General features: G+C 71.6%; 25 protein-coding genes. 18 read left to right on the forward strand and 7 right to left on the reverse strand.

Features of this window, described 5'->3' with window-relative positions; translation table 11 throughout:
• Positions 1-510: 510 nt before the first annotated feature.
• Positions 511-843 carry a hypothetical protein gene (locus ACFWM2_RS39845; RefSeq protein WP_383291175.1) on the forward strand — a complete coding sequence of 111 codons (333 nt, stop codon included), beginning with the start codon at positions 511-513 and terminating at the stop codon, positions 841-843.
• 303 nt (positions 844-1,146) lie between these two features.
• On the opposite strand, the gene ACFWM2_RS39850 is transcribed toward ACFWM2_RS39845, so the two are convergent.
• Positions 1,147-2,472, reverse strand: coding sequence for a PH domain-containing protein (locus ACFWM2_RS39850; RefSeq protein WP_383291262.1), 1,326 nt, complete (start codon positions 2,470-2,472; stop codon positions 1,147-1,149).
• Between the two features lie 137 nt (positions 2,473-2,609).
• A complete protein-coding gene (locus ACFWM2_RS39855; RefSeq protein ID WP_383291177.1) occupies positions 2,610-3,104 on the reverse strand; it encodes a PH domain-containing protein in 495 nt (164 codons plus the stop codon).
• Between the two features lie 31 nt (positions 3,105-3,135).
• Here ACFWM2_RS39855 and ACFWM2_RS39860 point away from each other — a divergent pair, with 31 nt between their 5' ends.
• Positions 3,136-4,287 carry an NADH-quinone oxidoreductase subunit D gene (locus tag ACFWM2_RS39860; protein WP_383291179.1) on the forward strand — a complete coding sequence of 384 codons (1,152 nt, stop codon included), beginning with the start codon at positions 3,136-3,138 and terminating at the stop codon, positions 4,285-4,287.
• On the opposite strand, the gene ACFWM2_RS39865 is transcribed toward ACFWM2_RS39860, so the two are convergent.
• Entirely contained in the window at positions 4,252-5,277 is a 1,026-nt protein-coding gene (locus ACFWM2_RS39865) for an SAM-dependent methyltransferase (protein ID WP_383291180.1), read from the reverse strand. The genes ACFWM2_RS39860 and ACFWM2_RS39865 overlap by 36 nt on opposite strands.
• 162 nt (positions 5,278-5,439) lie before the next feature.
• On the opposite strand from ACFWM2_RS39865, the gene ACFWM2_RS39870 reads away from it, so the two are divergent.
• The 3 genes from ACFWM2_RS39870 (at position 5,440) to ACFWM2_RS39880 (ending at position 8,119) form a co-directional block, all read left to right on the forward strand.
• Positions 5,440-6,645, forward strand: a complete 1,206-nt coding sequence (locus ACFWM2_RS39870; protein ID WP_383291182.1) for a sensor histidine kinase — start codon at positions 5,440-5,442, stop codon at positions 6,643-6,645.
• Positions 6,646-6,767: 122 nt separating this feature from the next.
• Positions 6,768-7,439, forward strand: coding sequence for a response regulator (locus ACFWM2_RS39875; protein ID WP_383291184.1), 672 nt, complete (start codon positions 6,768-6,770; stop codon positions 7,437-7,439).
• Positions 7,440-7,486: 47 nt separating this feature from the next.
• A complete protein-coding gene (locus ACFWM2_RS39880; RefSeq protein ID WP_383291186.1) occupies positions 7,487-8,119 on the forward strand; it encodes an AAA family ATPase in 633 nt (210 codons plus the stop codon).
• A gap of 214 nt (positions 8,120-8,333) precedes the next feature.
• On the opposite strand, the gene ACFWM2_RS39885 is transcribed toward ACFWM2_RS39880, so the two are convergent.
• Complete coding sequence (locus tag ACFWM2_RS39885) at positions 8,334-9,440, reverse strand: DUF5937 family protein (protein WP_383291188.1); 1,107 nt, start codon at positions 9,438-9,440, stop codon at positions 8,334-8,336.
• 159 nt (positions 9,441-9,599) lie between these two features.
• Here ACFWM2_RS39885 and ACFWM2_RS39890 point away from each other — a divergent pair, with 159 nt between their 5' ends.
• Positions 9,600-9,815 carry a hypothetical protein gene (locus ACFWM2_RS39890; RefSeq protein ID WP_383291190.1) on the forward strand — a complete coding sequence of 72 codons (216 nt, stop codon included), beginning with the start codon at positions 9,600-9,602 and terminating at the stop codon, positions 9,813-9,815.
• A gap of 20 nt (positions 9,816-9,835) precedes the next feature.
• Here ACFWM2_RS39890 and ACFWM2_RS39895 read toward each other — a convergent pair whose 3' ends face one another.
• Positions 9,836-11,200, reverse strand: a complete 1,365-nt coding sequence (locus tag ACFWM2_RS39895) for a threonine aldolase family protein (RefSeq protein ID WP_383291192.1) — start codon at positions 11,198-11,200, stop codon at positions 9,836-9,838.
• 172 nt (positions 11,201-11,372) lie between these two features.
• Here ACFWM2_RS39895 and ACFWM2_RS39900 point away from each other — a divergent pair, with 172 nt between their 5' ends.
• The 10 genes from ACFWM2_RS39900 (at position 11,373) to ACFWM2_RS39945 (ending at position 19,956) form a co-directional block, all read left to right on the forward strand.
• Positions 11,373-12,305: a Rossmann-like and DUF2520 domain-containing protein gene (locus ACFWM2_RS39900; protein ID WP_383291194.1), complete on the forward strand. Its 933-nt coding sequence runs from the start codon at positions 11,373-11,375 to the stop codon at positions 12,303-12,305.
• Positions 12,306-12,357: 52 nt separating this feature from the next.
• Complete coding sequence (panC, locus tag ACFWM2_RS39905) at positions 12,358-13,359, forward strand: pantoate--beta-alanine ligase (RefSeq protein ID WP_383291196.1); 1,002 nt, start codon at positions 12,358-12,360, stop codon at positions 13,357-13,359.
• The gene (locus ACFWM2_RS39910) at positions 13,356-15,194 is read left to right on the forward strand and encodes an L-aspartate oxidase (protein ID WP_383291198.1); all 1,839 of its coding nucleotides are present in this window, start codon (positions 13,356-13,358) and stop codon (positions 15,192-15,194) included. Before panC ends, ACFWM2_RS39910 begins: the two co-directional genes overlap by 4 nt.
• 5 nt (positions 15,195-15,199) lie before the next feature.
• Positions 15,200-16,192 carry a carboxylating nicotinate-nucleotide diphosphorylase gene (nadC, locus tag ACFWM2_RS39915; protein ID WP_383291200.1) on the forward strand — a complete coding sequence of 331 codons (993 nt, stop codon included), beginning with the start codon at positions 15,200-15,202 and terminating at the stop codon, positions 16,190-16,192.
• A 5-nt stretch (positions 16,193-16,197) separates the two neighbouring features.
• A complete protein-coding gene (locus ACFWM2_RS39920) occupies positions 16,198-16,995 on the forward strand; it encodes a type III pantothenate kinase (protein WP_383291202.1) in 798 nt (265 codons plus the stop codon).
• A 322-nt stretch (positions 16,996-17,317) separates the two neighbouring features.
• Positions 17,318-17,971 carry a hypothetical protein gene (locus ACFWM2_RS39925; RefSeq protein ID WP_383291264.1) on the forward strand — a complete coding sequence of 218 codons (654 nt, stop codon included), beginning with the start codon at positions 17,318-17,320 and terminating at the stop codon, positions 17,969-17,971.
• A 58-nt stretch (positions 17,972-18,029) separates the two neighbouring features.
• Entirely contained in the window at positions 18,030-18,209 is a 180-nt protein-coding gene (locus ACFWM2_RS39930; RefSeq protein ID WP_383291204.1) for a hypothetical protein, read from the forward strand.
• Positions 18,210-18,415: 206 nt separating this feature from the next.
• Positions 18,416-18,829 carry a BlaI/MecI/CopY family transcriptional regulator gene (locus ACFWM2_RS39935; RefSeq protein WP_383291266.1) on the forward strand — a complete coding sequence of 138 codons (414 nt, stop codon included), beginning with the start codon at positions 18,416-18,418 and terminating at the stop codon, positions 18,827-18,829.
• A 9-nt stretch (positions 18,830-18,838) separates the two neighbouring features.
• A complete protein-coding gene (locus ACFWM2_RS39940; protein WP_383291206.1) occupies positions 18,839-19,396 on the forward strand; it encodes an amino-acid N-acetyltransferase in 558 nt (185 codons plus the stop codon).
• Between the two features lie 224 nt (positions 19,397-19,620).
• Positions 19,621-19,956, forward strand: a complete 336-nt coding sequence (locus ACFWM2_RS39945) for an Lsr2 family protein (RefSeq protein ID WP_383291208.1) — start codon at positions 19,621-19,623, stop codon at positions 19,954-19,956.
• Here ACFWM2_RS39945 and ACFWM2_RS39950 read toward each other — a convergent pair.
• Positions 19,935-20,579, reverse strand: coding sequence for an SCO3374 family protein (locus ACFWM2_RS39950; RefSeq protein ID WP_383291211.1), 645 nt, complete (start codon positions 20,577-20,579; stop codon positions 19,935-19,937). The two genes, ACFWM2_RS39945 and ACFWM2_RS39950, sit on opposite strands and share 22 nt — an antisense overlap.
• 431 nt (positions 20,580-21,010) lie before the next feature.
• On the opposite strand from ACFWM2_RS39950, the gene ACFWM2_RS39955 reads away from it, so the two are divergent.
• Together ACFWM2_RS39955 and ACFWM2_RS39960 are read left to right on the forward strand one after the other, a co-directional pair.
• Entirely contained in the window at positions 21,011-23,539 is a 2,529-nt protein-coding gene (locus ACFWM2_RS39955) for an ATP-dependent Clp protease ATP-binding subunit (protein ID WP_383291213.1), read from the forward strand.
• 466 nt (positions 23,540-24,005) lie between these two features.
• Entirely contained in the window at positions 24,006-24,680 is a 675-nt protein-coding gene (locus ACFWM2_RS39960) for a M23 family metallopeptidase (protein WP_383291215.1), read from the forward strand.
• 14 nt (positions 24,681-24,694) lie between these two features.
• On the opposite strand, the gene ACFWM2_RS39965 is transcribed toward ACFWM2_RS39960, so the two are convergent.
• On the reverse strand, positions 24,695-25,282 hold the full coding sequence (locus ACFWM2_RS39965; protein WP_383291217.1) for a TetR/AcrR family transcriptional regulator: 588 nt from the start codon (positions 25,280-25,282) through the stop codon (positions 24,695-24,697).
• Positions 25,283-25,293: the final 11 nt, after the last annotated feature.

Genomic DNA, 25,293 nt, shown 5'->3' on the forward strand with positions numbered 1-25,293 from the left:
GGGGGGGGGGGGGGGGAGGGGGGGGCGGGGGGGAAGCCGGGGGGGGTGGAAGAGAAGGAGCGTGGGGCCGCCGCGCCGGCGCGGGAAGGGGCGACCGCCACGCGACCGGCGCCCGCAGCCTCGGCGCCCGCGCAACCGGCGCCCGCGCGCTCCGCGTCCACGCCCCCTGCTCCGGCGCGTGCCGCGTCTCCGCGCCCCCCGCGCGCTCGCCACGCCGCCGGCGGCGCCGGGCGCGGACCGGCCACCACGGCGGCGGCTGTTCCCCAGTCGGCCGCCCCCACGCCGGCCAATTCGGCACCGGCCAGGCCGGCATCGGACGCGTCAATACCGGATGCGCCGGTTCCGGACGCGCCGGTTCCGGACGCGCCGGTTCCGGACCCCTCCGGGGCCGCACTCGACGTACCCACGCCCGCACCGGACGCCCCCGCACCCGAGGCCTCCGCGCCCGAGACCTCCGTCCCCCCCGCTGCTTCCGCGCAGGCGGGGCAGCTCGCGAAGCCCACCAAGCCGGTGAAGTCGGCGCGGCCCTCCGGGCACTTCACCGTGCCGACCGCGGTGGCCGTCGTACCGGCTACGCCCCGGCGGCGGCCGATGGTCGAGGGCGGGTTCGACTTCTTCGGGACGCAGAAGGGGACCTCCCCGGCCGCGTTGGAGGCCATGCAGAACGAGGACCTCGCGGACGTGGTCGGCCAGGAGGCGCTCGCGCTGCACAAGGCCGAGGCCGAGGCCGACTTCAAGCCGGTGGACGAGGGGTCGCGCGGAGTCGGCCAGGTCATCGACCTGACCGCGCACGACGAAACGGAACACATCGACGTGGCGGAACTGCGCAGCGCGGTTTCCTGAGTCGACGCCCGTGAAGGAGGGCAGTGGCGTTCACCGCCGCTGCCCTCCTTCGTGCTGTACGCAGCTTTATGCCCTACGGAGCTTTATGCCCTGCAGCTTTATGCCGTACGGAGTCCGTGCCGTACGGAGTCCGTGCCGCACGGAGTTCTGTGCCGCACGGAGTTCTGTGCCGTACGGAGTCCGCGCCGCACGGAGCTCTGTGTCGTACGGAGTCCGCGCCGTACAGAGTTCCGTGCCGCGCGGAATTTCGCATCGTACGGAGCCTCGCGGGGGGACCGACCCCTCCCGCGGCCGCCGGCACCTTCACGCCATCCACCGGTCCGGCCGCGCCTCCCGGCGGCCCGTGCGGGAACGATCCGCCTGGGACTGGAGAAGTTCCGCCGCGTCCGCGGCATCCCGCAGCCGTGCCGTGACGGTCTTGTTGGCGCCGGTGTCGACATGGACGTCCGCGAGGCCCTTGAAGCGGGCCCAGGGCCCCTGTTCCACCCGTACGCTCTGCACCTTCGCGTGCGGGACCAGCGAGAGGCTGCGGCGCAGCAGCCCGTGGCGCGCCGCGAAGACCGTGTCGGTGACGGCGATGCCGTAGCCCCGCCACCAGAAGGGCACGCACCAGCCGGCCCGCCGCGGTGGCCGGGACAGCGCGCGCGGCACCGTCACGCCCGGCAGCACGCCCGCGATCACCGCTTCGGCGACCTCGCGCGGAGCGACGGGTACGAGCACGGAGTTGGACGAGCCCGCCACGTCCAGCTCCACGCGCACCCACCCGCGCCGCCGCCAGAGCAGCGGTTCGACGATCCGTACGGTCTGCACCCGCCCGGGCGGCACGGTCTCGTGCGCCCGGTCGAGCAGGCCGTGGTCGATCCGCAGGCCGTCCGGGGACTCGCCCACCGTCCAGTCGTACTCGCCGACGAAGCGCCCCACGCTGCTCGCACCCGCGGCGCCGAGCAGCGGCACGGCCGTCGCGAGCACCGTCCACACGCTGTGGGTGGCCAGCCAGAGGAGCGGCGGTACGACGAGTGCGGCGGCCAGCGATCCCCAGGTGGCGCCGGTGAGAACCAGGGAGACGGCCAGGACGCCGGCCGGCACGTGCAGCAGCCGGTGCACCGGCGCCTCGCCGACCTCGCGTGCCGTCTCGGGAGCGAAACCGGCGGCGCGGGCGAGGAGTTCGGCGCGCAGGGAGCGGGCTTCCTCCTCACCGAGATAGGCGAGTTCGTCCTTCTTGTCGGCGCCGATGACGTCGAGTTTCAGCTTGGCGACGCCCGCGACCCGGGCCACCAGCGGCTGGGTGACGTCGACGGCCTGCAGCCGGTCGAGCCGGATGTGCGCGGTGCGGCGGAACAACAGGCCGGTACGGATGCGCAGTTCGGTGTCGGTCACCGCGAAGTGGGTGAACCACCAGGTCAGGAAGCCGTAGAGGGCGCCGCCCATGACGAATACGGCCAGCCCGAGGAGCAGGGTGGTCGTGGTGAGCCTGCCCAGCTGCTCCTGCGCCTGGTTGGGGTCGTGCACCGCCCATCCGGTGATCACGGCCACGGGCGCCCAGGCACGCCGCAGGGGCGTCACCGGATGCAGCCGCGACTCGACCAGCGGCTCGAGCTCCGGCACCTCCTGACCGGCGCCCCCCACCAGTACCTTCTCGCCCTCCAGCGACGAGGAGGTACTCGCCGACGGCGAGGAGGTACTCCCCGGCGACGAGGAAGTACTCCCCGGCGACGACGGCGTACCTTCCGGTGACGACGCCGTACCCTCCGACCGCCGCGGCGTCGTCACAGCCCGGCCGATCGGGCCTCGCCGAGCTCGGTGAGCCGGTCGCGCAGCCGTTCCGCCTCGGCCGGAACGAGGCCGGGAATGCACGCGTCCGTCGCGGCCGCCGCCGTGTGCAGCTGCACGCTCGCCAGCCCGAAGTGCCGCTCCACGGGGCCGGAGGTCACCTCGACCAGCTGCATGCGCCCGTACGGCACGACGGTCTCCTCACGCCACAGGACACCCCGGCTGATCAGCAGGTCGTCCGCCCGCTCGGCGTACCGCCAGGAGCGCCAGTTGCGGCCCAGCATCCGCCAGCCCCACAGCATCAGGACGAGCGGCAGCAGCGCGAAGAGGGCCCAGACCGGCTCGGCGAGCAGGCCGAGCAGCAGCCCCACGCCGAGGGCCAGCAGCCCCAGCCACACCACCAGCAACAGCCGTCGCATCCGCAGCAGGCCCGGCGGCAGCCCGGTCCAGACCGGCTCGTCCCGCGTCTCGTGTGAGGTCCCCGTCTCCATGCCGCAAGCGTACGTACGAGAGACTGTCCCCATGACTCCTACGACGGAGACCATGGTCGGCATCGGCGGCGCCGCGGAGAGCACCGACATGGTGCTCAACATCGGCCCCCAGCACCCGTCCACCCATGGCGTGCTGCGGCTGCGGCTCGTGCTCGACGGCGAGCGGATCCAGCACGCGGAGCCGGTGATCGGCTATATGCACCGCGGTGCGGAGAAGCTCTTCGAGGCGCGCGACTACCGCCAGATCGTCATGCTCGCCAACCGCCACGACTGGCTCTCCGCGTTCTCGAACGAGCTGGGCGTGGTCCTCGCCGTGGAGCGGATGCTCGGCATGGAGGTCCCGGAGCGCGCGGTGTGGATGCGCACCCTGCTCGCCGAGCTGAACCGGGTCCTCAACCACCTGATGTTCCTGGGGTCGTACCCCCTCGAACTGGGCGGTATCACCCCGGTCTTCTATGCCTTCCGGGAGCGCGAGGAGCTCCAGAACGTCATGGAGGAGATCTCCGGCGGCCGGATGCACTACATGTTCAACCGCGTCGGCGGCCTCAAGGAGGACCTCCCGGCCGGCTGGGCGGTACGCGCGCGTGCGGCCGTCGCCTCGGTGCGCTCGCGGATGAGCGTGTACGACGACCTGGTGCTCGGCAACGAGATCTTCCGGGGCCGTACGCGCCAGGTGGGCGTGCTCTCGCCCGAGGCGGTGCACGCCTACGGAGTGAGCGGTCCGATCGCGCGCGCCTCCGGGGTGGACTTCGACCTGCGCCGGGACGAGCCGTATCTCGCGTACCCGGAGCTGCAGGACACGCTGAAGGTGGTCACGCGCCAGGAGGGCGACTGCCTCGCCCGTTTCGAGTGCCTCCTGGAGCAGACGCATGTCGCCCTGGCGCTCGCCGACGCCTGCCTCGACCGGCTCGCGGAGCTGGCCCCGGGGCCCATCAACCAGCGCCTCCCCAAGGTCCTCAAGGCGCCCGAGGGGCACACGTACGCCTGGACCGAGAACCCCCTGGGGATCAACGGCTACTACCTCGTCAGCAAGGGCGAGAAGACCCCGTACCGGCTGAAGCTGCGCTCGGCCTCGTACAACAACATCCAGGCGCTCGCCGTGCTGCTGCCCGGCACGCTGGTCTCGGACATGGTGGCGATCCTGGGGTCACTGTTCTTCGTGGTCGGGGACATCGACAAGTAGCCCCCCGAGGGGTGCGTTCGGAATTCCGACGGGCTGGAGCAGCCAGCCGAAGTCGCCCAGCCCGCCGGGCGCGGTGAGCTCGGCCGCCGCGCCGGCGCCCGCGAGGGCGCGCACATACGCGGCGGGGTCGCTCGTGGCCAGCGACAGGGGCGGGCGCGCGCCGTGCACGCCCAGCGCGCGCAGCGCTTCCCGCTGGGTCAGCGCGCGCCCCCCGGGCAGCGCGCACGCGTCGAGCGCCACATGCGCCGTGATGTCGCACGACCCGTCGGGCACCGGCACGGTCTCCCTGCCCTCCCGGAAGCCGGTGAGCGTCCCGAAGGGCGGGCGGCCGCCGGCGACGTGCGCGTAGTCAGCGGCGACGGCGAGACCGCGGTCGAGGCACGCGACGGCACCGGCCCAGGCGGCATCCCTGGGGAGGCCGATTTCGGCCCGGGAGCCCTCGGCGGCCGGCGGCCACCACCGCGTGAGCCACTCCGCGTCCGCCCCCTCGACGGGCGGTCCGAGCCGTTCGGCCCCGTCACGCCGTACGAGGACCAGCCGGGCCACGCCCGCCGCGTCCGTCTCGGCCACCTCCACGGGGACGTTGTCGAGCCACTCGTTGGCGAACAGCAGCCCGGTGATCCCCTTCGGAGGCGCGGGCAGCCACTCGATCCGGTGATCAAGATCCGCGGGGCGGCCGGCCCGTTCGACGGCGTACCCACGGGTGCGGGAGGCGATTTCGTCGGGCAGGGCCGCGAGGACGCCCCCGACAAGCTCGCCCCGGCCTGCCGCCATGTCGACGAAGTCCAGCTCCGCCGGGTGCCCCAGTGTCTCGTCGACGCGGCCCAGGAGCCGGGCCACGGCCTGCGCGAAGAGCGGGGAGGCATGCACCGACGTGCGGAAATGCCCCGCCGGACCCTCCGGACGCCGGTAGAACCCGGCGGGTCCGTACAGCGCCTCCTCGGTCGCCTCCCGCCACCCGCGCCAACCGTCCGCCGCCTCATCTGTCACCGCGCCAGGCTAGGCCTCCGCGGCCCCCGCTCCGAGTCGGGCGGCAGGGGCCGATGAGCGCCGAGGAGTGGGCGGCCTCCACCTTGCGGAGTACGAGCGTGGGTTTCGGATCGAACCTCCGGTTGACCCCTGCACACACCACGCTTCCCTACGCTGGGTTACGTGCAGCGCCTCTATGACTTTCTCCGCAGGTACCCGACGTGGGTCGACAGCTTCTGGGCCGTCGTCCTGCTCGGGATCACCAGCGTGAGTCTCAGCAGTTTCAACGGGGCGCCGGACCACCGGGGGCCGCTCGCCCTCGCGTTCCCGCTCGCCCTTCTCCTGTGCCTGGTCGTCGCACTACGCCGCCGTATGCCCGAGAAGATGCTGGTGCTCGCGGCCGTCGTGGGCGTTCTGCAGCTGGCCCTCGACGTCGGGGTGTCGCCCGCGAACTTCTCGATGCTGGTGATCATCTACACCGTCGCGGCGGACGGCGCCCGCTGGGCGTCGCGCTTCGCCCTGATCGGCGGCCTGTGCGCGGCGATGCTCTCCCAGGTGCGCTGGCCCCAGCACGAGACCAGCACCGCGGGTGTCGTCCTGATAACGGTCTTCCAGACGGTGCCGTTCGCCCTGGCCTGGGTGCTCGGGGACTCGATCCGCACCCGCCGCGCCTATCTGGCCCAGCTGGAGGAGCGCGCGGCCCGCCTGGAGAAGGAGCGCGAGGCCCAGTCCAAGGTCGCGGTCGCCGCCGAGCGCGCCCGGATCGCCCGTGAACTGCACGACGTCGTCGCGCACAACGTGTCGGTGATGGTCGTTCAGGCCGACGGCGCCGCCTATGTCCTCGACACCGCCCCCGAACAGGCCAAGAAGGCTCTGGAGACCATCTCGGGCACCGGCCGCCAGGCCCTCGCCGAGATGCGCCGCCTGCTCGGCGTGCTGCGCACCGGCGAGCACCAGGAAGGCGGCGAGTACGTGCCGCAGCCCGACGTCGAGCAGCTCGACGACCTCATCGAGCAGGTGCGCACCGCGGGCCTCCCCGTCGACTTCAAGGTCGAGGGCACCCCGCGCCCGCTGCCCAGCGGCGTCGAGCTCACCGCGTACCGCATCGTGCAGGAGGCCCTCACCAACACCCGTAAGCACGGGGGTGCGAACGCCGGGGCGAGCGTGCGCCTGGTGTACTTCGACGACGGCCTCGGGCTGCTGGTCGAGGACGACGGCAAGGGCGCCCCGCACGAGTTGTACGAGGAGGGCGGCGCCGACGGCCGGGGGCACGGCCTGATCGGCATGCGAGAGCGCGTCGGTATGGTCGGCGGCACCCTGGACGCGGGACCGCGCCCGGGCGGCGGCTTCCGCATCAGCGCCCTGCTCCCGCTGAAACCCGCACACTGACACCTGTACGCACACCTGTACGTATGTAGGTGGACGTCCGTGACCCGGGTACGCCCGTGACCCGTGCACGTGTACGTCCGTGACCCGCTGATATCCGCTGTACGTCTGTGAAAGGGACCCCGATGGCGATCCGCGTGATGCTCGTCGACGACCAGGTGCTGTTGCGCACCGGCTTCCGGATGGTGCTCGACGCCCAGCCGGACATGGAGGTCGTGGCGGAGGCGGGCGACGGCGTCGAGGCCCTCCAGGTGCTGCGCGCGACGGCCGTCGACGTGGTGCTGATGGACGTCCGCATGCCGAAGCTGGACGGCGTCGAGACGACCCGCCGCATCTGCTCGGAGCCCGACCCGCCGAAGGTGCTGATCCTGACCACCTTCGACCTGGACGAGTACGCGTTCTCCGGGCTGAAGGCGGGCGCTTCCGGCTTCATGCTCAAGGACGTGCCGCCCGGCGAACTGCTGACCGCCATCCGCTCCGTGCACAGCGGTGACGCCGTGGTCGCGCCCTCCACCACCCGGCGCCTGCTCGACCGGTTCGCGCCGATGCTGCCCAACGCCGGCAAGGAGCCCCAGCACAAGGAGCTGGAGCGGCTCACCGGCCGCGAGCGCGAGGTCATGGTGCTGGTCGCGCAGGGGCTGTCGAACGGTGAGATCGCGGCCCGGCTGGTCCTGTCGGAGGCGACCGTCAAGACCCATGTGGGGCGCATCCTCACCAAGCTGGGGCTGCGCGACCGGGTCCAGGTCGTCGTCCTCGCGTACGAGACGGGGCTGGTGCGGGCGGGCGGCCACGGCTGACCCGGGGGCGTGACCGGCGGCTGACCGCCGCCCACTAGGGTCTGCGCATGCTCCTGTGGATCAACGGCCCCTTCGGGGGCGGCAAGACACAGACCGCACACGAGATCCGGCGACGGCTGGCCGGCTCCGTAGTCTGCGACCCGGAACACGCCGGCTTCGGTCTGCGCCGGATGCTGCCGCCCGAACTGCGCGGCGACTTCCAGGACTTGGCGTCCTGGAGAGCGGGGGTGGTCGAGGTGCTCGACCTCGCCCTCACCCGGCACGACGGCGTGGTCATCGTTCCCATGACGGTCACGGATCCCGGTTACTTCGCGGAGACCGTCGGGCAGCTGCGTGAACTCGGCCACGACGTACGCCACTTCACGCTGCTGGCCGAGCGTGAAACCGTACTGCGGCGGCTGCGCGAGCGGGGACTCGGGCACGTGCTGCGGTTCGCGGCGGGGAAGGACGCCCCGTTGCGCAGGGAGAGTTGGGCCGTCCAGCAGCTCGACCACTGTCTGGAACGGCTGCGCGAACCGGAGTTCGCCGAGCATCTGTGGACCGACCACACGACGGTCGCCAGGACGGCCGACCGCATCGCCGTACTGGCCGGACTGACGCTCGCTCCGAACCGTGACGGGGCGGTGCGGGGACGGCTGCGGCGGGCGTGGACGGGTGCACGGCACATTCGGTTCGACTGAGGCGGACGGGTGCGGGGGCCGGCCTCGCCGAGCTCAGGGTCCCGGTGCTCCGACGGCTGCGGAGCCTCGGCGACTTCATGCCCCCGCCGACTCCAGGACGCACCGGTGCCTCCCTCGGCGGGCACCCACCGGTCTGAGCGCAGTCTTGGTGACCTCGACGGGCGCCGGCCCGCCTCAGCGCAGCCTTGGTGACCTCGACGGGCCCCGGCCCGCCTCAGCGCAGGATGCCCTCCAGGAAGTCGCTGCCCAGCCGGGCCACCACCGTGACGTCCAGCTGATGGAGCACGTACCGCCCGCGGCGGCGGGTGGTGATCAGGCCCGCCTTCTTCAGGACGCCCAGGTGCCGGGATATCTCCGGGGCCGTCATCCCGTGCACCTGCGCCAGCTCACCCGTCGTGTACGCGCTGCGGGCCAGATGACGGCAGATCCGCATCCGGACGGGGTGGGAGAGCGCCGTCATGCGCAGGGTCAGCTGCTCGACGGAGGGCGGGGCGGCGAGCTCGGGGGAGCCCACGGGGTAGTGCAGCACCGGCTGCCAGCGGAATCTGTGCAGGACCATCAGATGGGGCCAGCCGAGGCTGGTGGGCACGAGCAGGAGGCCGCCGTCCGCCGTGGCTGTACGTCCGTCGGCCAGTTTGTCGACGGTGATCCGGCCGGCCGACTCGTCCAGGGACAGCGCGGGGGACACCGAAGCCAGCGCCTCGGCCAGGCCCTTGCGCCGCAGCAGATCCGTCTTGTGCCGGACGTCCGTCGCGAGCTGGTGGCGCAGCCGGGACCAGACCTCCGCGAAGAAAGCCTCGTCGCAGTCCTCAAGGAACTGTCTCAGCCAGGCCCGCACGCACGGCGGGTCGTCCAGCAGCCGGCGGGTGAACCGCACCTGCTGCGGGCCGCGCGAGGCGGCCAGATCCAGGGCACGCGCGCGTACCTGCGGATGGGAGAGCGCACCGGGGCCCTCCGCGTCGTAGGTGAGCGCGCCGGTGAACTCCAGCGCCGCGTCCACGAACTGCTCGTCCGTCAGCTTGTCCAGCAGGTCCAGCTCTTCGGCGAGGGTCGCCGCCGGGAGGGTGGACCCGCCCGGGATGCCCGCCGAGGGCAGGAAGAGGTCCGAGAACGTCGTACGCCACAGGAAGTCGGCCTCGCACATCCGGTCGGCGAGATGCGGGTCGAGGCCGGCCGTCACCGTGGTCGCCCAGCCCTGGAGCCCCGGGTGGTGCCCCGGCTCGGACAGCGCGTGCAACGCCATCCCGAGCTCGGCCAGCGGTGACGGCACCACGGCGACCCGCTCCCGCCGCAGCCCGGTGATGTCGATGTGCACGCTCATGACCTCATGGTGCACCCCACCACTGACAACGCCTCCGTCGATTGACGAGGGCCGTCAATCGAGGCGACATGTGCCGTGACCAGGCGCAGTCTGAGATGACCGGGGCACCGCGGGCCCACTGGATCCCACCGTTCACCCGTCCCGAAGAGGCGATCCGTCATGAGCGTCACCCAGCAGTACCTGTTCGACACCTACCGGGCCCAGCACCACGGCGAGCCGGCCCCGCCCGCGCCCGGCACCCACGACTGGCAGGTCGTGCGCGAGCTGCGCGAGTACCGGAGGTTCCGCGCCGTCGTGGCGGGCCGCCCCGCTCGCGGGCGGCTGCGGGCGGCCCTGGGCCGGTGGCTGAACGGACGGCCGCACGCGAGCTGCTGACCCGTCGGCGGGGCAGCTCTTCACTGCCTGCCGGGCAGCCGCTCCACGAAGCCCCGGACGGCCGCCCTGACGTGGTCGGCCGTCCACGCCAGCCCCGCGGATCCCACGGAGACCTCGGTGAACGACAGCCCGGGCCCGCCGCGGTCCCAGGCGTTGGTGAACAGGTACGTCCCGGTCTCCTCGGCCTGCCGGGTCGCCGCGTCCTCCAGCACCTCGGCGTCGTACGGCAGCCAGACCTGGAACTCGTGGGTGTGCGGCTGCTCGGGGTGGACGCGCGCCCAGGGCAGCCCGGCCGCCGTGAGGCCCTCGCGCAGCACCTCGGCGACCACGCGCGCGTGGGCCACGTACTCGGGCAGCCGGGGCAGTTCCCGGTCCAGGCCGATGAGGGCCGACAGCACCGTCGGGAACTGGTGGGCGACCTGGCCGCCGTAGCGGTGGCGCCAGGTCCTCGCCTCGTCGATCAGGGTCCGCGGGCCGGCGAGCACCGCGCCGCTGTAGCCGTCGAGGGACTTGTAGAACGACACGTAGACGCTGTCCGCGAGGTCCGCGATCTCGTCCAGGGGGCGGCCGAAGTGCGGGGTGCACTCCCACAGCCGGGCCCCGTCGAAGTGGACCACCGCGTCTCGTTCCCGGGCGGCCTCGACGGTCGCGGCGAGTTCCTCCCAGGTGGGCAGGACGTATCCGGCGTCCCGGAGGGGCAGTTCGAGCATCAGCGTCCCGAACGGCTCCTCGAAGTCCCGTACCTCGTCGGCGGTCGGCAGTCGGGGCTCGCTCGTCACGCGGACCGGGCGCAGGCCGCTGACCGTGCTGAACGCCTGCCGTTCGTGCACTTCGGGGTGGCTCATCGCGTGCAGGGCGACGGTCGCGTTGCCGGTGCGGCCCGCCCAGCAGCGCAGGGCCACCTGCTGGGCCATCGTGCCGGTGGGGAAGAAGGCGGCGGCCTCCTTGCCCAGCAGTCCGGCGACCCGCTCCTCCAGGGCGCCGACGATCCGGTTCCCGTAGACGTCCACGGTCTCGTCGAGGTCGTAGACCTGCGCCGCCTCGTCCAGGAGGGCCAGCCGTTCCCGGAGCGTGGCCCGGTGCCCGGAACGCGCCAGGACGTGCTGAGCGCTCCGGTACGCGGCCATCCGGCGCTCACGCCGCCGCTCCTCCGGCGAGGCGTCCTCGTCCGGCTCCTCGTCCGGCTCTGCGGACGCCTCGTCCGGTTCGGCCGTGATGCCCGCTATGCCTGCGATGCCCGCGTCCTGCTCCGCCGAAGAGTCCTCGGCCGTTCCCGACCCCGGCGCGGCTGCCGGCTCGGTGGACCGCGTTCCACCCGGCTCCGCGGACCGCCCGTCGCCCTGCTCAGCCGTCCGCTCGCCGCCGTGTTCCGCCGTATCGCTCATCCACGGATCATGCCGTGCGTCCATCCGCAGCGGCACCTCATTTCCGGGGCCCCGGAGGCCCGCGGAAACCCACAGCCTGTGGACAACCGAACGGCCCTCGAACCAATCGCGTTAACATGACGAGAAATCGTCCGGTACCCCGAGCGGACTGGAACGGGAAGGCCGCCGTCGCGTGAGTACATTCCAACAGCCAGACCCCAAGGACCGCCCCGCGCGGCTCACCGTCGGCGTCGTCGGTGCCGGCCGGGTCGGGCCGGCGCTTGCCGCGTCCCTCCAGCTGGCCGGACACCGCCCGGTGGCCGTGTCCGGGGTCTCCGACGCCTCCAGGAGGCGGGCCGCCTCGCTGCTGCCCGACGTCCCGCTGGTCCCCCCGGCCCAGGTCCTGGAGCGCTCCGACCTGGTCCTGCTGACCGTGCCGGACGACGCGCTGCCCGGGCTGGTGGAGGGCCTCGCCGAGACCGGGGCCGTCCGGCCGGGCCAGCTGCTCGTGCACACCTCAGGGCGGTACGGGGCGCGGGTGCTCGACCCGGCGCTCCGGGCGGGAGCGCTGCCGCTCGCGCTGCACCCCGCGATGACCTTCACCGGCACCCCCGTCGACGTTCAGCGGCTGGCCGGCTGTTCCTTCGGGATCACCGCCCCCGACGAGCTGCGGCTGGCGGCCGAGGCGCTGGTGATCGAGATGGGCGGTGAGCCCGAGTGGATCGCCGAGGAGAACCGCCCGCTCTACCACGCGGCGCTCGCCCTCGGTGCGAACCACCTGGTGACCCTGGTCGCCCAGTCCATGGAGCTGCTGCGCACGGCGGGCGTGGACGCCCCCGACCGGATGCTCGGCCCGCTGCTCGGCGCCGCCCTCGACAACGCCCTCAGGTCGGGCGACGCGGCCCTCACGGGTCCCGTCGCGCGCGGGGACGCCGGCACGGTCGCCGTGCACGTCTCCGAGCTGCGCAGGCGCGCCCCGGGCACCGTCGCCGGATATCTGGCGATGGCCCGCGCGACCGCCGACCGCGCCCTCGCCCACGGACTGCTGAAGCCGGAGCTCGCCGAGGACCTGCTCGGGGTGCTCGCCGACGGCGCGGCCCTGCCCGACGACGGGAGCGACCGATGACCACGTGCCTTCCGCTGACCACGCGCCTTCCGCGCACTGACGGGAGCGTCCGATGACCACCGCTGTGCTGCGCACCGCAGGCGAACTGCACGCGCGCGCTCGTTCCGGCCGCCGCGTCGCCGTGATGACCATGGGCGCCCTGCACGAGGGCCACGCCACGCTGGTCCGCACCGCCCGCGCGATCGCCGGGACCGAGGGCGAAGTCGTCGTCACGGTCTTCGTGAACCCGCTCCAGTTCGGCCAGGGCGAGGACCTCGACCGCTACCCGCGCACGCTGGACGCGGACGTCAAGCTCGCCGAACAGGCGGGCGCGGACGTCGTGTTCGCCCCCTCCGTGGACGAGGTCTACCCCGGCGGCGAGCCCCAGGTCCGGATCGGCGCGGGCCCCATGGGCGAGCGGTGGGAGGGCGCCTCGCGCCCCGGGCACTTCGACGGGATGCTCACCGTCGTCGCCAAGCTGCTCCACCTCACCCGGCCCGACGTGGCGCTGTACGGGCAGAAGGACGCCCAGCAGCTCGCGCTGATCCGCCGCATGGTGCGCGACCTGAACTTCGGCGTGGAGATCGTCGCGGTCCCGACGGTGCGCGAGGAGGACGGGCTCGCCCTGTCCAGCCGTAACCGCTACCTGTCGTCCGACGAGCGCCGTACCGCGCTGGCCCTCTCCCAGGCCCTGTTCGCCGGCCGTGACCGGCACGCGGCCCAGGAGGCGCTGCGCGCGCGGGCCCGCGAAGTGCCCGCCACGCGTGCGCGTGCCGAGGCCCTCAGCGCCATAGGCGAGTCCCGCGCCGCGGCCGACGCGCACGCGGTCGCCAAGGTGGCCCCGGCCACCACCAGCGGCCCCGCGGCCGTCCGGGCCGCCGCCCGGCTCGTCCTGGACGACGCGGCCCGCCTCCAGCCACCGCTGGTCCTGGACTATCTGGCCCTGGTCGACCCGTCGGACTTCACCGAGATCGCGGGCGACTTCACCGGCGAGGCGGTCCTCGCCGTCGCCGCCCGGGTCGGCAGGACCCGGCTGATCGACAACATCCCCCTCACCTTCGGAGCCGCCTCGTGACCGGCACAGGTACAGGCAGTACTGGCATACGACTGCACGCGCCCGCCCCCGGCTGGTCCATCGAGGCCGATGTCGTGGTGGTCGGTTCCGGCGTCGCGGGGCTCACCACGGCCCTGCGCTGCGAGGCCGCGGGCCTGCGCACCGTCGTCGTCACCAAGGCCCGGCTGGACGACGGCTCCACGCGCTGGGCGCAGGGCGGCATCGCCGCGGCCCTGGGCGAGGGCGACACCCCCGAACAGCACCTGGACGACACGCTGGTGGCCGGCGCGGGCCTGTGCGACGAGGACGCCGTACGCATCCTCGTCACCGAGGGCCCCGACGCCGTACGCCGGCTGATCGCGACCGGCGCGCACTTCGACGAGTCCTCCGAGGGCGCCCTGGAGCTCACCCGCGAGGGCGGTCACCACCGCCGCCGCATCGCGCACGCGGGCGGTGACGCGACCGGCGCCGAGATCTCCCGGGCGCTCGTCGAGGCGGTCCGCGCAATCGGGACGGGCGAACGCGAAGCGTTCCCGGCCAAGGACGGTGGCGGCCGCCGGGCAGGACTGCGCACGGTCGAGAACGCCCTGGTCCTGGACCTCCTGACGGACGCCGACGGCCGTACCGCGGGCGTCACGCTGCACGTCATGGGTGAGGGCCAGCACGACGGCGTGGGCGCCGTGCACGCCCCCGCCGTGGTCCTCGCGACCGGCGGCATGGGCCAGGTCTTCTCGGCCACCACCAACCCGTCCGTGTCCACCGGCGACGGTGTCGCACTCGCCCTGCGCGCGGGCGCCGAGGTCAGCGACCTCGAATTCGTGCAGTTCCACCCGACGGTGCTCTTCCTGGGCGCGGACGCCGAGGGCCAGCAGCCGCTGGTCTCCGAGGCGGTCCGCGGCGAGGGCGCCCACCTGGTCGACGCGGACGGCGTGCGCTTCATGGTCGGGCAGCACGAGCTGGCCGAGCTCGCCCCCCGGGACATCGTCGCCAAGGCCATCATGCGCCGCATGCAGGAGCGGGACGCCGAGCACATGTTCCTCGACGCCCGGCACTTCGGCGCCGACATGTGGGAGCACCGTTTCCCGACCATCCTGGCGTCCTGCCGCGCCCACGGCATCGACCCGGTCACCGAACCCATCCCCGTCGCCCCGGCCGCCCACTACGCCTCCGGCGGCGTGCGCACCGACCCCCACGGCCGTACGACCGTCCCCGGGCTGTACGCGTGCGGCGAGGTCGCCTGCACCGGCGTCCACGGCGCCAACCGCCTCGCCTCCAACTCGCTTCTGGAGGGGCTGGTCTACGCCGAGCGCATCGCGGCCGACATCACCGCGAACCACGAGGAGAACCACCTCCACGCGCGCGTGCCCGTCCCCGTCCCGCACCCCGAGAAGCCCGCGCACCCGCTGCTCGCCCCGGAGGCGCGGTTCGCGATCCAGCGGATCATGACCGACGGCGCGGGCGTGCTGCGCTCGGCCGAGTCCCTGGCCGGCGCGGCCGACCGCCTCCAGCGGCTGCACGCCGACGCCCGGGAAGCCCTGGACGAGAACGGCAAGACGTCCGAGCCCGGCGTCGACACCTGGGAGGCCACCAACCTCCTGTGCGTGGCCCGCGTCCTGGTCGCCGCCGCCCGGCTGCGCGAGGAGACCCGCGGCTGCCACTGGCGCGAGGACCACGCCGACCGCGACGACACGGACTGGCGCCGGCACATCGTCGTACGGCTGAATCCCGACCGGACCCTCGCCGTACGTACCACCGACACAGCAGACTTCCCCCCGACCCTCCCCCCGGCACTCGGCCTCACCCGAACAGGGGGGACTCCCACCCCCCGGCCGGCGCCCCGTCCCCAGGAGCAGTGACAGCAGTGAGCACCCCCGACCTTCCCCTCGCCCCGAGCGGCGGCTGCGGCGACGGCTGCGGCTGCGCCGCCGGCGCGGACGAGGAGTACCTGGAGTGCGGGCTCGACCCCGCACTCGCGCAGCTCCTCGCCGACGCCGGGCTCGACCCCGTCGAGATCGAGGACATCGCCCACCTGGCCATCGAGGAGGACCTCGATCACGGCGTGGACGTGACGACCGTCGCGACCATCCCCGAGGACGCCGTCGCCACCGCCGACTTCACCGCCCGCGACGCGGGCGTGGTGGCCGGCCTGCGGGTCGCGGAGGCCGTCATCTCGGTCGTCTGCACCGACGAGTTCGAGGTGGAGCGGCACGTCGACGACGGCGACCGCGTCGAGGCGGGCCAGCAGCTCCTCAGCGTCACCACCCGCACGCGCGACATCCTGACCGCCGAGCGCAGCGCGCTGAACCTGCTGTGCCGGCTCTCCGGCATCGCGACCGCCACGCGCGCGTGGGCGGACGCCCTGGAGGGCACCAAGGCCCGTGTGCGGGACACCCGCAAGACGACGCCGGGACTGCGCTCCCTGGAGAAGTTCGCGGTCCGCATGGGCGGTGGCGTGAACCACCGCATGTCGCTGTCGGACGCGGCCCTGGTGAAGGACAACCACGTGGTCGCCGCGGGCGGTGTGGCCCAGGCCTTCAAGGCCGTCCGGGAGAGCTTCCCGGAGCTGCCCATCGAGGTCGAGGTCGACACCCTGCACCAGCTGCGCGAGGTCGTGGACGCCGGCGCCGACCTGATCCTGCTGGACAACTTCACGCCCGCCGAGTGCGAGGAGGCGGTGGCGGTCGTCCACGGCCGCGCGCTCCTGGAGGCCTCGGGCCGCCTCACCCTGGGCAACGCGGAGGCGTACGGGAAGACGGGCGTCGACTACCTCGCGGTGGGCGCGCTCACCCACTCCGCGCCGATCCTGGACATCGGCCTCGACCTGCGCGCGGCGTCGACGGACGAGGCGGAGTAGGACAGATGCTCCTCACGATCGACGTCGGCAACACGCACACCGTCCTCGGCCTCTTCGACGGCGAGGAGATCGTCGAGCACTGGCGGATCTCCACCGACGCCCGCCGCACCGCCGACGAACTCGCCGTGCTCCTCCAGGGCCTCATGGGCATGCACCCGCTGCTCGGCGAGGAACTGGGCGACGGCATCGACGGCATCGCCATCTGCGCCACCGTCCCGTCCGTCCTGCACGAGCTGCGCGAGGTGACCAGGCGGTACTACGGCGACGTCCCCGCCGTCCTCGTCGAGCCCGGCGTCAAGACGGGCGTGCCGATCCTCACGGACAACCCCAAGGAGGTCGGCGCGGACCGCATCATCAACTCGGTCGCCGCCGTCGAGCTCTACGGCGGTCCCGCGATCGTCGTCGACTTCGGTACGGCGACGACGTTCGACGCGGTCAGCGCGCGCGGGGAGTACGTGGGCGGTGTGATCGCCCCGGGCATCGAGATCTCGGTCGACGCGCTCGGCGTCAAGGGCGCCCAACTCCGCAAGATCGAGGTGGCCCGCCCCCGCGCGGTCATCGGCAAGAACACCGTCGAGGCGATGCAGTCCGGGATCATCTACGGCTTCGCGGGCCAGGTCGACGGCGTCGTCAACCGTATGGCCCGTGAGCTCGCCGACGATCCGGACGACGTCACCGTCATCGCCACGGGCGGGCTCGCGCCCATGGTGCTCGGCGAGTCCTCCGTGATCGACGAGCACGAGCCCTGGCTCACGCTGATCGGGCTGCGCCTGGTGTACGAGCGGAACGTGTCCCGCACCTGACGGGTGCACGGGTCCCGCACCTGACGGGCGTACGTGTCCCCCATCTGACGGATATCGCCTCCGCTATCCCCTCCGCCGCCCCTGGGCCCGTCCCAGGGACGGCGGAGGGCCCGGACCTCGGGCGGACCAGGGGCGGCCCCGGCACGGACCTCCGGCGGACCGAGGGCGGGCCCGGGACGGCGGCACCGAACACGGGACCGGCGCCGGGAACTCCGCGTCCGCGCGAGTGCTCCCACCACGCCGCACACCCCCGCTATGCGGATTTTGTCTGATTAGCGCGTATCGTCGCCGCATGCCCACGCCATACGGATCCCGCGGCGGCATGGCGTTCGGCGCGGAGGAGCTGCGTGTGCTCCGCCGTGCTCTCGCCCTCGCCCTCAATCCCAGCCCCGTCCCGGCCGAGGACGTCCAGGACTGTCTCCGCCTCGCCGAGTCCCTCGACGAAGCGGCCCGTGAGGGAGCCAGGCTCCGGGCCTTCCTGCTGGCCGACCTGGCCCGCTACCGGGCCGCGCTGCCCGGCACGGCGGCCGGCTACCTGGCCCTCCTGGAGGACGTGCTCGGCGCCGGTTACCGCCCGGACCCCGACGACCTCGCCGCGCTCCGCGCACTGCGCGGCAACCCCGTGGCGGCCGCGCTGCTGGACCGTTGCCGCACGCTCGCGGAGCAGGACGTCCGCGCCCGCCTCGCCGGTCGCACCGTTCGGGCCACCCCCACCGTCCCGGCCTCCCGCAGGCGCCTGCTGGCCCTGCCGGGCGGGCTGGCCGCCGAGGGCCCCACGTCCGTCACGCGGACGCGTGGCGCAGCCGGGGACCCCGCCAAGAAGCCCGCGGGAAAGCCCGCCGAGCCGACGCCGCAGCCAGGGGAGAAGACCCCGCGCCCGGAGCGCCCCATCCCCACCCCGGGCGAGGTCTTCCCGCCGAAGCGCAAGCCCGGACCCGCGCCGGCGGACCCCCGTCAGCGACTGGCGGCGGGCTAGGCCCTGCCGTTCGGACCCGGACTGATCCGAACGGCACCCCCTGGCTACTCTGGAGGGCATGGACTATGTCTCCGCGCTCGTGCCCCCGGTAGTGATGGCCGTGTTCTTCATCGGCCTGATCGTGACGATGGTGAAGTCCCAGGGCGGGGCCAACAAGGCCAAGGAGGACGCCGTGGTCGACGCCGCGCTGGCCCGCGCGGAGGCGACCCGGCAGTCCTCCCGGGACGCCGAGGCCTGAGTCCGGCCCCGGGACGACGCGACGGCTGAACCACGCGCGGCGTGCGACACCGCCCTCATCGGCGTACGGCTCATGATTTTTCGAGCCGTACGCCCTTTTTGTTGCTGTTTGCCGCTGAAAGCGCACGTCCGGCACGCCATTGGCGGCTTCTCCCACTATTGTTCTGAGCTGTGCCTCGCCCATTGGGAGAACTCGAAGACTCGGTCATGACGCGGGTGTGGAAGTGGAACCGCCCGGTGACCGTTCGAGAAGTCCTGGAAGACCTTCAGCAGGAACGGTCCATCGCGTACACCACGGTGATGACCGTTTTGGACAATCTCCATCAGAAGGGCTGGGTGCGCCGCGAGGCGGAAGGCCGGGCCTATCGATATGAAGCGGTCTCCACCCGTGCCGCCTACGCGGCCGCGCTGATGAACGACGCCTGGTCCCAGAGCGACAACCCGGCCGCCGCTCTCGTCGCCTTCTTCGGCATGATGAGCCAGGAACAGCGCCAGGCGCTGCGGGACGCCGTACGCATCGCCCAAGGTCCGGAAACACCCGAACCTCCACAGGAAACCTCCGAAACCCCCGATCGTCCCGTCGAGAACCCCGCCGCGGCTCAGGACGACTCCGGGCGATAGCGTCCGCCCATGCCAGCAGAGGATCCAGCAGAGCTTCCGGCAGAGCGTCGCGAAGACACCGCAAAAGCCATCACTGTCCGGCGGGCCAGGACGAGCGATGTCCCGGCCGTGCGCGAGCTCCTTGACTCCTACGTCCAGCGCCGCATCCTGCTCGACAAAGCGACGGTGACGCTTTACGAGGACATCCAGGAGTTCTGGGTCGCGGAACGCGATGACAACGCGCAGGTGGTCGGTTGCGGCGCGTTGCACGTGATGTGGGAAGACCTCGCGGAAGTCCGCACCATCGCCGTGAACCCCACGGTCAGAGGTGCGGGGGTCGGTCACCAGTTGCTGGGGAAGTTGCTGCAGACTGCACGCTGGCTCGGCGTTCGCCGGGTTTTCTGTCTCACCTTCGAAGTCGACTTCTTCGCGAAGCACGGCTTCACGGAGATCGGTGAGACACCCGTTGACACCGATGTCTACGCCGAGCTGCTGCGTTCCTATGACGAGGGTGTGGCCGAGTTCCTCGGTCTCGAACGAGTGAAACCGAACACCTTGGGCAACAGCCGGATGCTTCTGCATCTGTGATCGCCGGCGACTATTCCGGCGACCCCCTTGCCCGGGTTCCCTATGTCCGAAACGCGCACGTTTCCGGGCTTCCCGCGGCCAGTGAGTCTCTGCCAGGGGTTTGTGTTTTTCCAGCAAAAGCGGTTTGCTTTCCGACGTACTGCAGTACTGCATATAACAGGGGACGAAACAGCGGCGTACGCCGCGGACCCCCGTCCCTGAAGTTATCGATGAAAGGAAATCCGGTGGCACAGAAGGTTCAGGTCCTTCTTGTCGATGACCTCGACGGTGGCGAGGCGGACGAGACCGTGACGTTCGCGTTGGACGGCAAGACGTACGAGATCGATCTCACGACCGCCAATGCCGACAAGCTTCGTGGCCTTCTCGAGGCCTACGTGAAGGGCGGTCGTCGTACCGGAGGCCGTGCTGCGGGCGGACGCGGAAAGGCGCGTGCGGCTTCGGGCGGCAGCCAGGACACCGCACAGATCCGCGCGTGGGCGAAGGAGAACGGTTACGAGGTCAATGACCGTGGCCGCGTTCCCGCGTCCATTCGCGAGGCCTACGAGAAGGCCAACGGCTGAGCGCTCACGCGTCGCAGCCGGACACGGTGGCACTGCGTTGCCATCGTGTCCACGAGTCGTACGAGATCGGGGGCGCCCCCACCGCCTTCTCCGATCGCAGGGCCGCCCAGCGCCGACAGAGTCGGCAAGGACGGCTCCAGCTCGCAGCGGGGCTCCGGGGGCCGCAGCCAGAACGCGGCCCCTTGCGAGCCGGCCGGGTCTTCCCGGCCCGAGGCGCCTCTCCCGCGCGCCCGCGCCGTCGGCCCGCCCCGTCCGGGCGGCATCGGCGCCTCGACGGATCCGCCCGCGCCGATCGCCGTGAGATCCAGCGCGAGAGCGCCCCACTCCAGCCAGTCGAGCAGCCCCGGCAGTTCCTCCGCGCTCCCCTCGGCCACCAGCAGCCGCATCCGGTCCCCCTGCAGGGCCACCGGAGACGTCGGCGCCAGATGCCGGAGCGCCGCGAATCCCGCCTCCGCGGGCACCTCGAGAACGTCGAAGCGCAACCCCGTGACCAGCCGCACCGGCGTCCCGGGCACGGTCGTCCAGCCCAGCTCGTTCTCGTACCAGTGCCGCACCGGATCGCCGGTGGCGGCGGTGCTGTCCGCGTCGAGCGGCCGACGGGGGAGAGGGACGGTGGGAGCCATGCCAGGAGCAACCGCCCGCAGGGCCCCGGAGTTACGCTGGGTGTTTCAGCGAATGCGCAGAGTGCCGGATCCGAGGGCGTGTTGGGGCACTCGACGGCGCGAGGTTGTTCGCCCATAGCGGAGGGAACCGGTGCGCGCCGCATGGAGTGTCAGTGCGTACGGGTAAGACATCCCTAGTGGGAGGGGGCGACACGCAAGCAAAGGCGGTCTCACGTTCGCCATCGGCGTACTGATGGTGGGGGTAACTGCCTGGCCTGCGGGAACATCGTCTCGCACCATCGGGTTGGAGCATATGTCGGCGTTCGGGGTCAGGAGGCCAAGGACGGTGTCGGCAGTTGGAATGAGCGGTCCCCGCTTGCGGGACTAAGCTGCGGAAGGACAGGGAGGGGAGCGTCCCCTTACTGCCTGACCGCTCTGAGGAGCGATTAACGATGTTCGAGAGGTTCACCGACCGCGCGCGGCGGGTTGTCGTCCTGGCTCAGGAAGAAGCCCGGATGCTCAACCACAACTACATCGGCACCGAGCACATCCTCCTGGGCCTGATCCACGAGGGTGAGGGTGTCGCCGCTAAGGCCCTGGAGAGCCTCGGGATTTCGCTCGAGGCGGTCCGCCAGCAGGTGGAGGAGATCATCGGGCAGGGGCAGCAGGCCCCGTCCGGGCACATCCCCTTCACCCCCCGTGCCAAGAAGGTCCTGGAGCTGTCGCTCCGCGAGGCCCTTCAGCTGGGCCACAACTACATCGGCACGGAGCACATCCTGCTCGGCCTGATCCGTGAGGGCGAGGGCGTCGCCGCCCAGGTCCTGGTCAAGCTGGGCGCCGATCTCAACCGGGTGCGGCAGCAGGTCATCCAGCTGCTCTCCGGTTACCAGGGCAAGGAGACCGCCGGCGCCAGTGGTGGTCCTGCCGAGGGCACGCCCTCCACGTCCCTGGTCCTCGACCAGTTCGGCCGGAACCTCACCCAGGCGGCTCGTGAGTCCAAGCTCGACCCGGTCATCGGGCGCGAGAAGGAGATCGAGCGGGTCATGCAGGTGCTGTCCCGCCGTACGAAGAACAACCCGGTTCTCATCGGCGAGCCCGGCGTCGGCAAGACCGCCGTCGTCGAGGGCCTGGCGCAGGCCATCGTCAAGGGCGAGGTGCCCGAGACCCTCAAGGACAAGCACCTCTACACCCTCGACCTGGGCGCGCTGGTCGCCGGCTCCCGCTACCGCGGTGACTTCGAGGAGCGCCTGAAGAAGGTCCTCAAGGAGATCCGCACCCGCGGCGACATCATCCTGTTCATCGACGAGCTCCACACGCTGGTCGGTGCGGGTGCCGCCGAGGGCGCCATCGACGCGGCTTCGATCCTGAAGCCGATGCTGGCCCGCGGTGAGCTGCAGACCATCGGTGCCACGACTCTGGACGAGTACCGCAAGCACCTCGAGAAGGACGCGGCCCTCGAGCGCCGCTTCCAGCCGATCCAGGTGGCGGAGCCTTCCCTCCCGCACACGATCGAGATCCTCAAGGGCCTGCGCGACCGTTACGAGGCGCACCACCGCGTCTCCATCACGGACGAGGCTCTGGTCCAGGCCGCGACGCTCGCGGACCGCTACATCTCGGACCGCTTCCTCCCCGACAAGGCGATCGACCTGATCGACGAGGCGGGCTCCCGGATGCGCATCCGCCGGATGACGGCGCCGCCGGACCTCCGCGAGTTCGACGAGAAGATCGCGGGCGTCCGCCGCGACAAGGAGTCCGCGATCGACTCGCAGGACTTCGAGAAGGCCGCCTCCCTCCGCGACAAGGAGAAGCAGCTCCTGGCCGCCAAGGCCAAGCGGGAGAAGGAGTGGAAGGCCGGCGACATGGACGTCGTCGCCGAGGTCGACGGCGAGCTGATCGCCGAGGTCCTCGCGACCGCCACCGGCATCCCGGTCTTCAAGCTGACCGAGGAGGAGTCCTCGCGTCTGCTGCGCATGGAGGACGAGCTCCACAAGCGGGTCATCGGCCAGAAGGACGCCGTCAAGGCGCTCTCGAAGGCGATCCGTCGTACGCGTGCGGGCCTCAAGGACCCGAAGCGCCCGGGTGGTTCGTTCATCTTCGCCGGTCCGTCCGGTGTCGGTAAGACCGAGCTGTCCAAGGCGCTCGCCGAGTTCCTCTTCGGTGACGAGGACGCGCTGATCTCCCTCGACATGTCGGAGTTCAGCGAGAAGCACACGGTCTCGCGGCTCTTCGGTTCGCCCCCCGGCTACGTGGGCTACGAAGAGGGCGGTCAGCTGACCGAGAAGGTCCGCCGCAAGCCGTTCTCCGTCGTCCTGTTCGACGAGGTCGAGAAGGCCCACCCGGACATCTTCAACTCGCTGCTGCAGATCCTGGAGGACGGTCGGCTGACCGACTCCCAGGGCCGGGTCGTGGACTTCAAGAACACGGTCATCATCATGACGACCAACCTCGGCACGCGGGACATCTCGAAGGGCTTCAACCTGGGCTTCGCGGCGCAGGGTGACACGAAGTCCAACTACGAGCGCATGAAGAACAAGGTCGCGGACGAGCTCAAGCAGCACTTCCGCCCCGAGTTCCTCAACCGTGTGGACGACGTCGTCGTCTTCCCGCAGCTCACGCAGTCCGACATCCTGGAGATCGTCGACCTGATGATCACCAAGGTGGACGAGCGCCTCAAGGACCGGGACATGGGCATCGAGCTCGCCCAGTCCGCGAAGGAGCTCCTCGCCAAGAAGGGTTACGACCCCGTGCTCGGCGCGCGTCCGCTGCGTCGCACGATCCAGCGCGAGATCGAGGACACGCTGTCGGAGAAGATCCTCTTCGGCGAGCTGCGTCCGGGCCACATCGTGGTCGTGGACACCGAGGGCGAGGGCGAAGCGCAGACCTTCACCTTCCGGGGTGAGGAGAAGTCGGCTCTGCCCGACGTCCCGCCGATCGAGCAGGCGGCCGGCGGTGCCGGTCCCAACCTGAGCAAGGAGGCGTAGCCTCCGGCTTCGCTTCGCACAGGGGCTGCCCCAGGACTTCGGTCCTGGGGCAGCCCCTTTTCGCGCGCTAGGACGGAGGTGGCCGGTGACATGACGCACAGGCGATTTGTCCGTTACTACGCGGAATAGTGGATGCGGAGGGAAGGGCAAAAAGGACCTTTGGCCTGGAACCCCGAGGGTCGGACGGGCATCGGGGGTCGTAGGGCCCGGCAGGCCGGTTCACCGGTGGGGGCGAGGCTCCCATGTGGGGCTAAACATCGTTTTCGGATGGATATCAGGTAGATCCTCCAAGAGGCGGGCGCTCTGTCAAGGAGTCGAAAGTTTTGAGCTGAAGTACGAACCTTCGTCGTAGATCACCGTTTTGGGGGTCCCCGGGGGTGCGGGTTACCAAGGGAGAGTCCATCCGACAGGTGCCTGTGCGTCGGGTGGGTTTCTTTGCCCTCGTCCCCGTCCCGAAGAGGTCTCCATGTCGAAGCGCGTCACGTCCCGTTCCTCCCGCACGTCCCGTCTCCGCACGAGGGCGGCCGTCCTGGCCGTCGGCCTGGGAGCCTCGGTCGCGCTGGGCACCGGGGTCGCGGCCGCCGCCGGCACCACCCTCGACAGCTCCGCCGCCGGTACCACGGCGAGCGCGCTGCAGACCCAGGCCGCCGCTCAGGCCAAGGCCGCCGCGGACGCCAAGAAGGCCGCCGCGACGACGAAGCAGACCGCGGCCAAGAAGGCCGCCTCCTGGATCGACCCGGTGAAGAAGTACACGCTCTCCGCGAGCTTCGCGCAGGCCGGCAACATGTGGTCGTCCACCCACAGCGGGCAGGACTTCGCGGTGGCCACCGGTACGCAGGTCATGGCCGCGCACGGCGGCACCGTCGTCAAGGCCGGCGGCAACGGCGCCGGCGACGGCCCCGCGTACGGCAACGCCGTCGTCATCAAGCACGGCAACGGCACGTACTCGCAGTACGCCCACCTGTCGCGGATCGATGTGAAGGTCGGCCAGGTCGTCTCCACCGGTCAGCACATCGCGCTGTCCGGCAGCACCGGGAACTCCAGCGGCCCGCACCTGCACTTCGAGATCCGTACGACCCCGAACTACGGCTCGGCCGTCGACCCCGTCGCCTTCCTGCGCGACAAGGGCGTCACCGTCTGACCGTGCCCGGGAGCTCAGGCGCCGCGGTGCGCCTGGGTCACCAGATCGATCGCGACCTCCAGGACCGCCTTGCGCTTGTCCTCGGGGTCGCCTTCGATGTCGTTGAGGACGAACATCCCGGCGTGCATCGTGAACAGCGCACTGATGCACCGGACCTGGTCGGTCAGCGGTGCCTCCGGCTCCCGGAGTATGTCGCGCATGGCCAGCATGCGGTCCTTGAAGGTCTCGCCGATGCTCAGCTCTCGTACCGTCGCCTGGTTCTCCTGCATGAAGCGGAAGAGCGGTGAGGCGCCCTGGAGGGCCTCGCTGTAGCGGCGCAGGACCTCCTGCTTGGTCTCCAGGGAGCGCGGCTCGGCGCTTCCCCACTCGATCAGCTCGTCCAGCGGCCTCGTCAGGTCCTCGAAGAGGCTGATGAGGATCTCTTCCTTGGACTTGAAGTGGTAGTAGAGCGCTGCCTTCGTGACGTCGAGGTGCTCGGCGATCTCGCGCAGAGATGTCTTCTCGTAGCCCTGCTCGGAGAAGAGTTCGAGGGCCACGTCCTGGATGCGCTGGCGGGTGTCGCCGCGGCGCTGTCGCTTGGTGCCGTCCATGGTGCCGCCCATCCTCTTACTCC

The organism is Streptomyces sp. NPDC058371, assembly GCF_042723265.1.
GTDB lineage: Bacteria > Actinomycetota > Actinomycetes > Streptomycetales > Streptomycetaceae > Streptomyces.

What these genes read in the sequence shown, in the direction of transcription:
- ACFWM2_RS39855 (WP_383291177.1), bottom strand. Translation starts at nt 3,104, where the DNA reads ATGGAGACGGGGACCTCACACGAGACGCGGGACGAGCCGGTCTGGACC.
- ACFWM2_RS39860 (WP_383291179.1), top strand. Translation starts at nt 3,136, where the DNA reads ATGACTCCTACGACGGAGACCATGGTCGGCATCGGCGGCGCCGCGGAG.
- ACFWM2_RS39875 (WP_383291184.1), top strand. Translation starts at nt 6,768, where the DNA reads ATGGCGATCCGCGTGATGCTCGTCGACGACCAGGTGCTGTTGCGCACC.
- ACFWM2_RS39880 (WP_383291186.1), top strand. Translation starts at nt 7,487, where the DNA reads ATGCTCCTGTGGATCAACGGCCCCTTCGGGGGCGGCAAGACACAGACC.
- ACFWM2_RS39885 (WP_383291188.1), bottom strand. Translation starts at nt 9,440, where the DNA reads ATGAGCGTGCACATCGACATCACCGGGCTGCGGCGGGAGCGGGTCGCC.
- ACFWM2_RS39890 (WP_383291190.1), top strand. Translation starts at nt 9,600, where the DNA reads ATGAGCGTCACCCAGCAGTACCTGTTCGACACCTACCGGGCCCAGCAC.
- ACFWM2_RS39895 (WP_383291192.1), bottom strand. Translation starts at nt 11,200, where the DNA reads ATGAGCGATACGGCGGAACACGGCGGCGAGCGGACGGCTGAGCAGGGC.
- panC (WP_383291196.1), top strand. Translation starts at nt 12,358, where the DNA reads ATGACCACCGCTGTGCTGCGCACCGCAGGCGAACTGCACGCGCGCGCT.
- ACFWM2_RS39920 (WP_383291202.1), top strand. Translation starts at nt 16,198, where the DNA reads ATGCTCCTCACGATCGACGTCGGCAACACGCACACCGTCCTCGGCCTC.
- ACFWM2_RS39925 (WP_383291264.1), top strand. Translation starts at nt 17,318, where the DNA reads ATGGCGTTCGGCGCGGAGGAGCTGCGTGTGCTCCGCCGTGCTCTCGCC.
- ACFWM2_RS39930 (WP_383291204.1), top strand. Translation starts at nt 18,030, where the DNA reads ATGGACTATGTCTCCGCGCTCGTGCCCCCGGTAGTGATGGCCGTGTTC.
- ACFWM2_RS39935 (WP_383291266.1), top strand. Translation starts at nt 18,416, where the DNA reads ATGACGCGGGTGTGGAAGTGGAACCGCCCGGTGACCGTTCGAGAAGTC.
- ACFWM2_RS39940 (WP_383291206.1), top strand. Translation starts at nt 18,839, where the DNA reads ATGCCAGCAGAGGATCCAGCAGAGCTTCCGGCAGAGCGTCGCGAAGAC.
- ACFWM2_RS39950 (WP_383291211.1), bottom strand. Translation starts at nt 20,579, where the DNA reads ATGGCTCCCACCGTCCCTCTCCCCCGTCGGCCGCTCGACGCGGACAGC.
- ACFWM2_RS39955 (WP_383291213.1), top strand. Translation starts at nt 21,011, where the DNA reads ATGTTCGAGAGGTTCACCGACCGCGCGCGGCGGGTTGTCGTCCTGGCT.
- ACFWM2_RS39960 (WP_383291215.1), top strand. Translation starts at nt 24,006, where the DNA reads ATGTCGAAGCGCGTCACGTCCCGTTCCTCCCGCACGTCCCGTCTCCGC.
- ACFWM2_RS39965 (WP_383291217.1), bottom strand. Translation starts at nt 25,282, where the DNA reads ATGGGCGGCACCATGGACGGCACCAAGCGACAGCGCCGCGGCGACACC.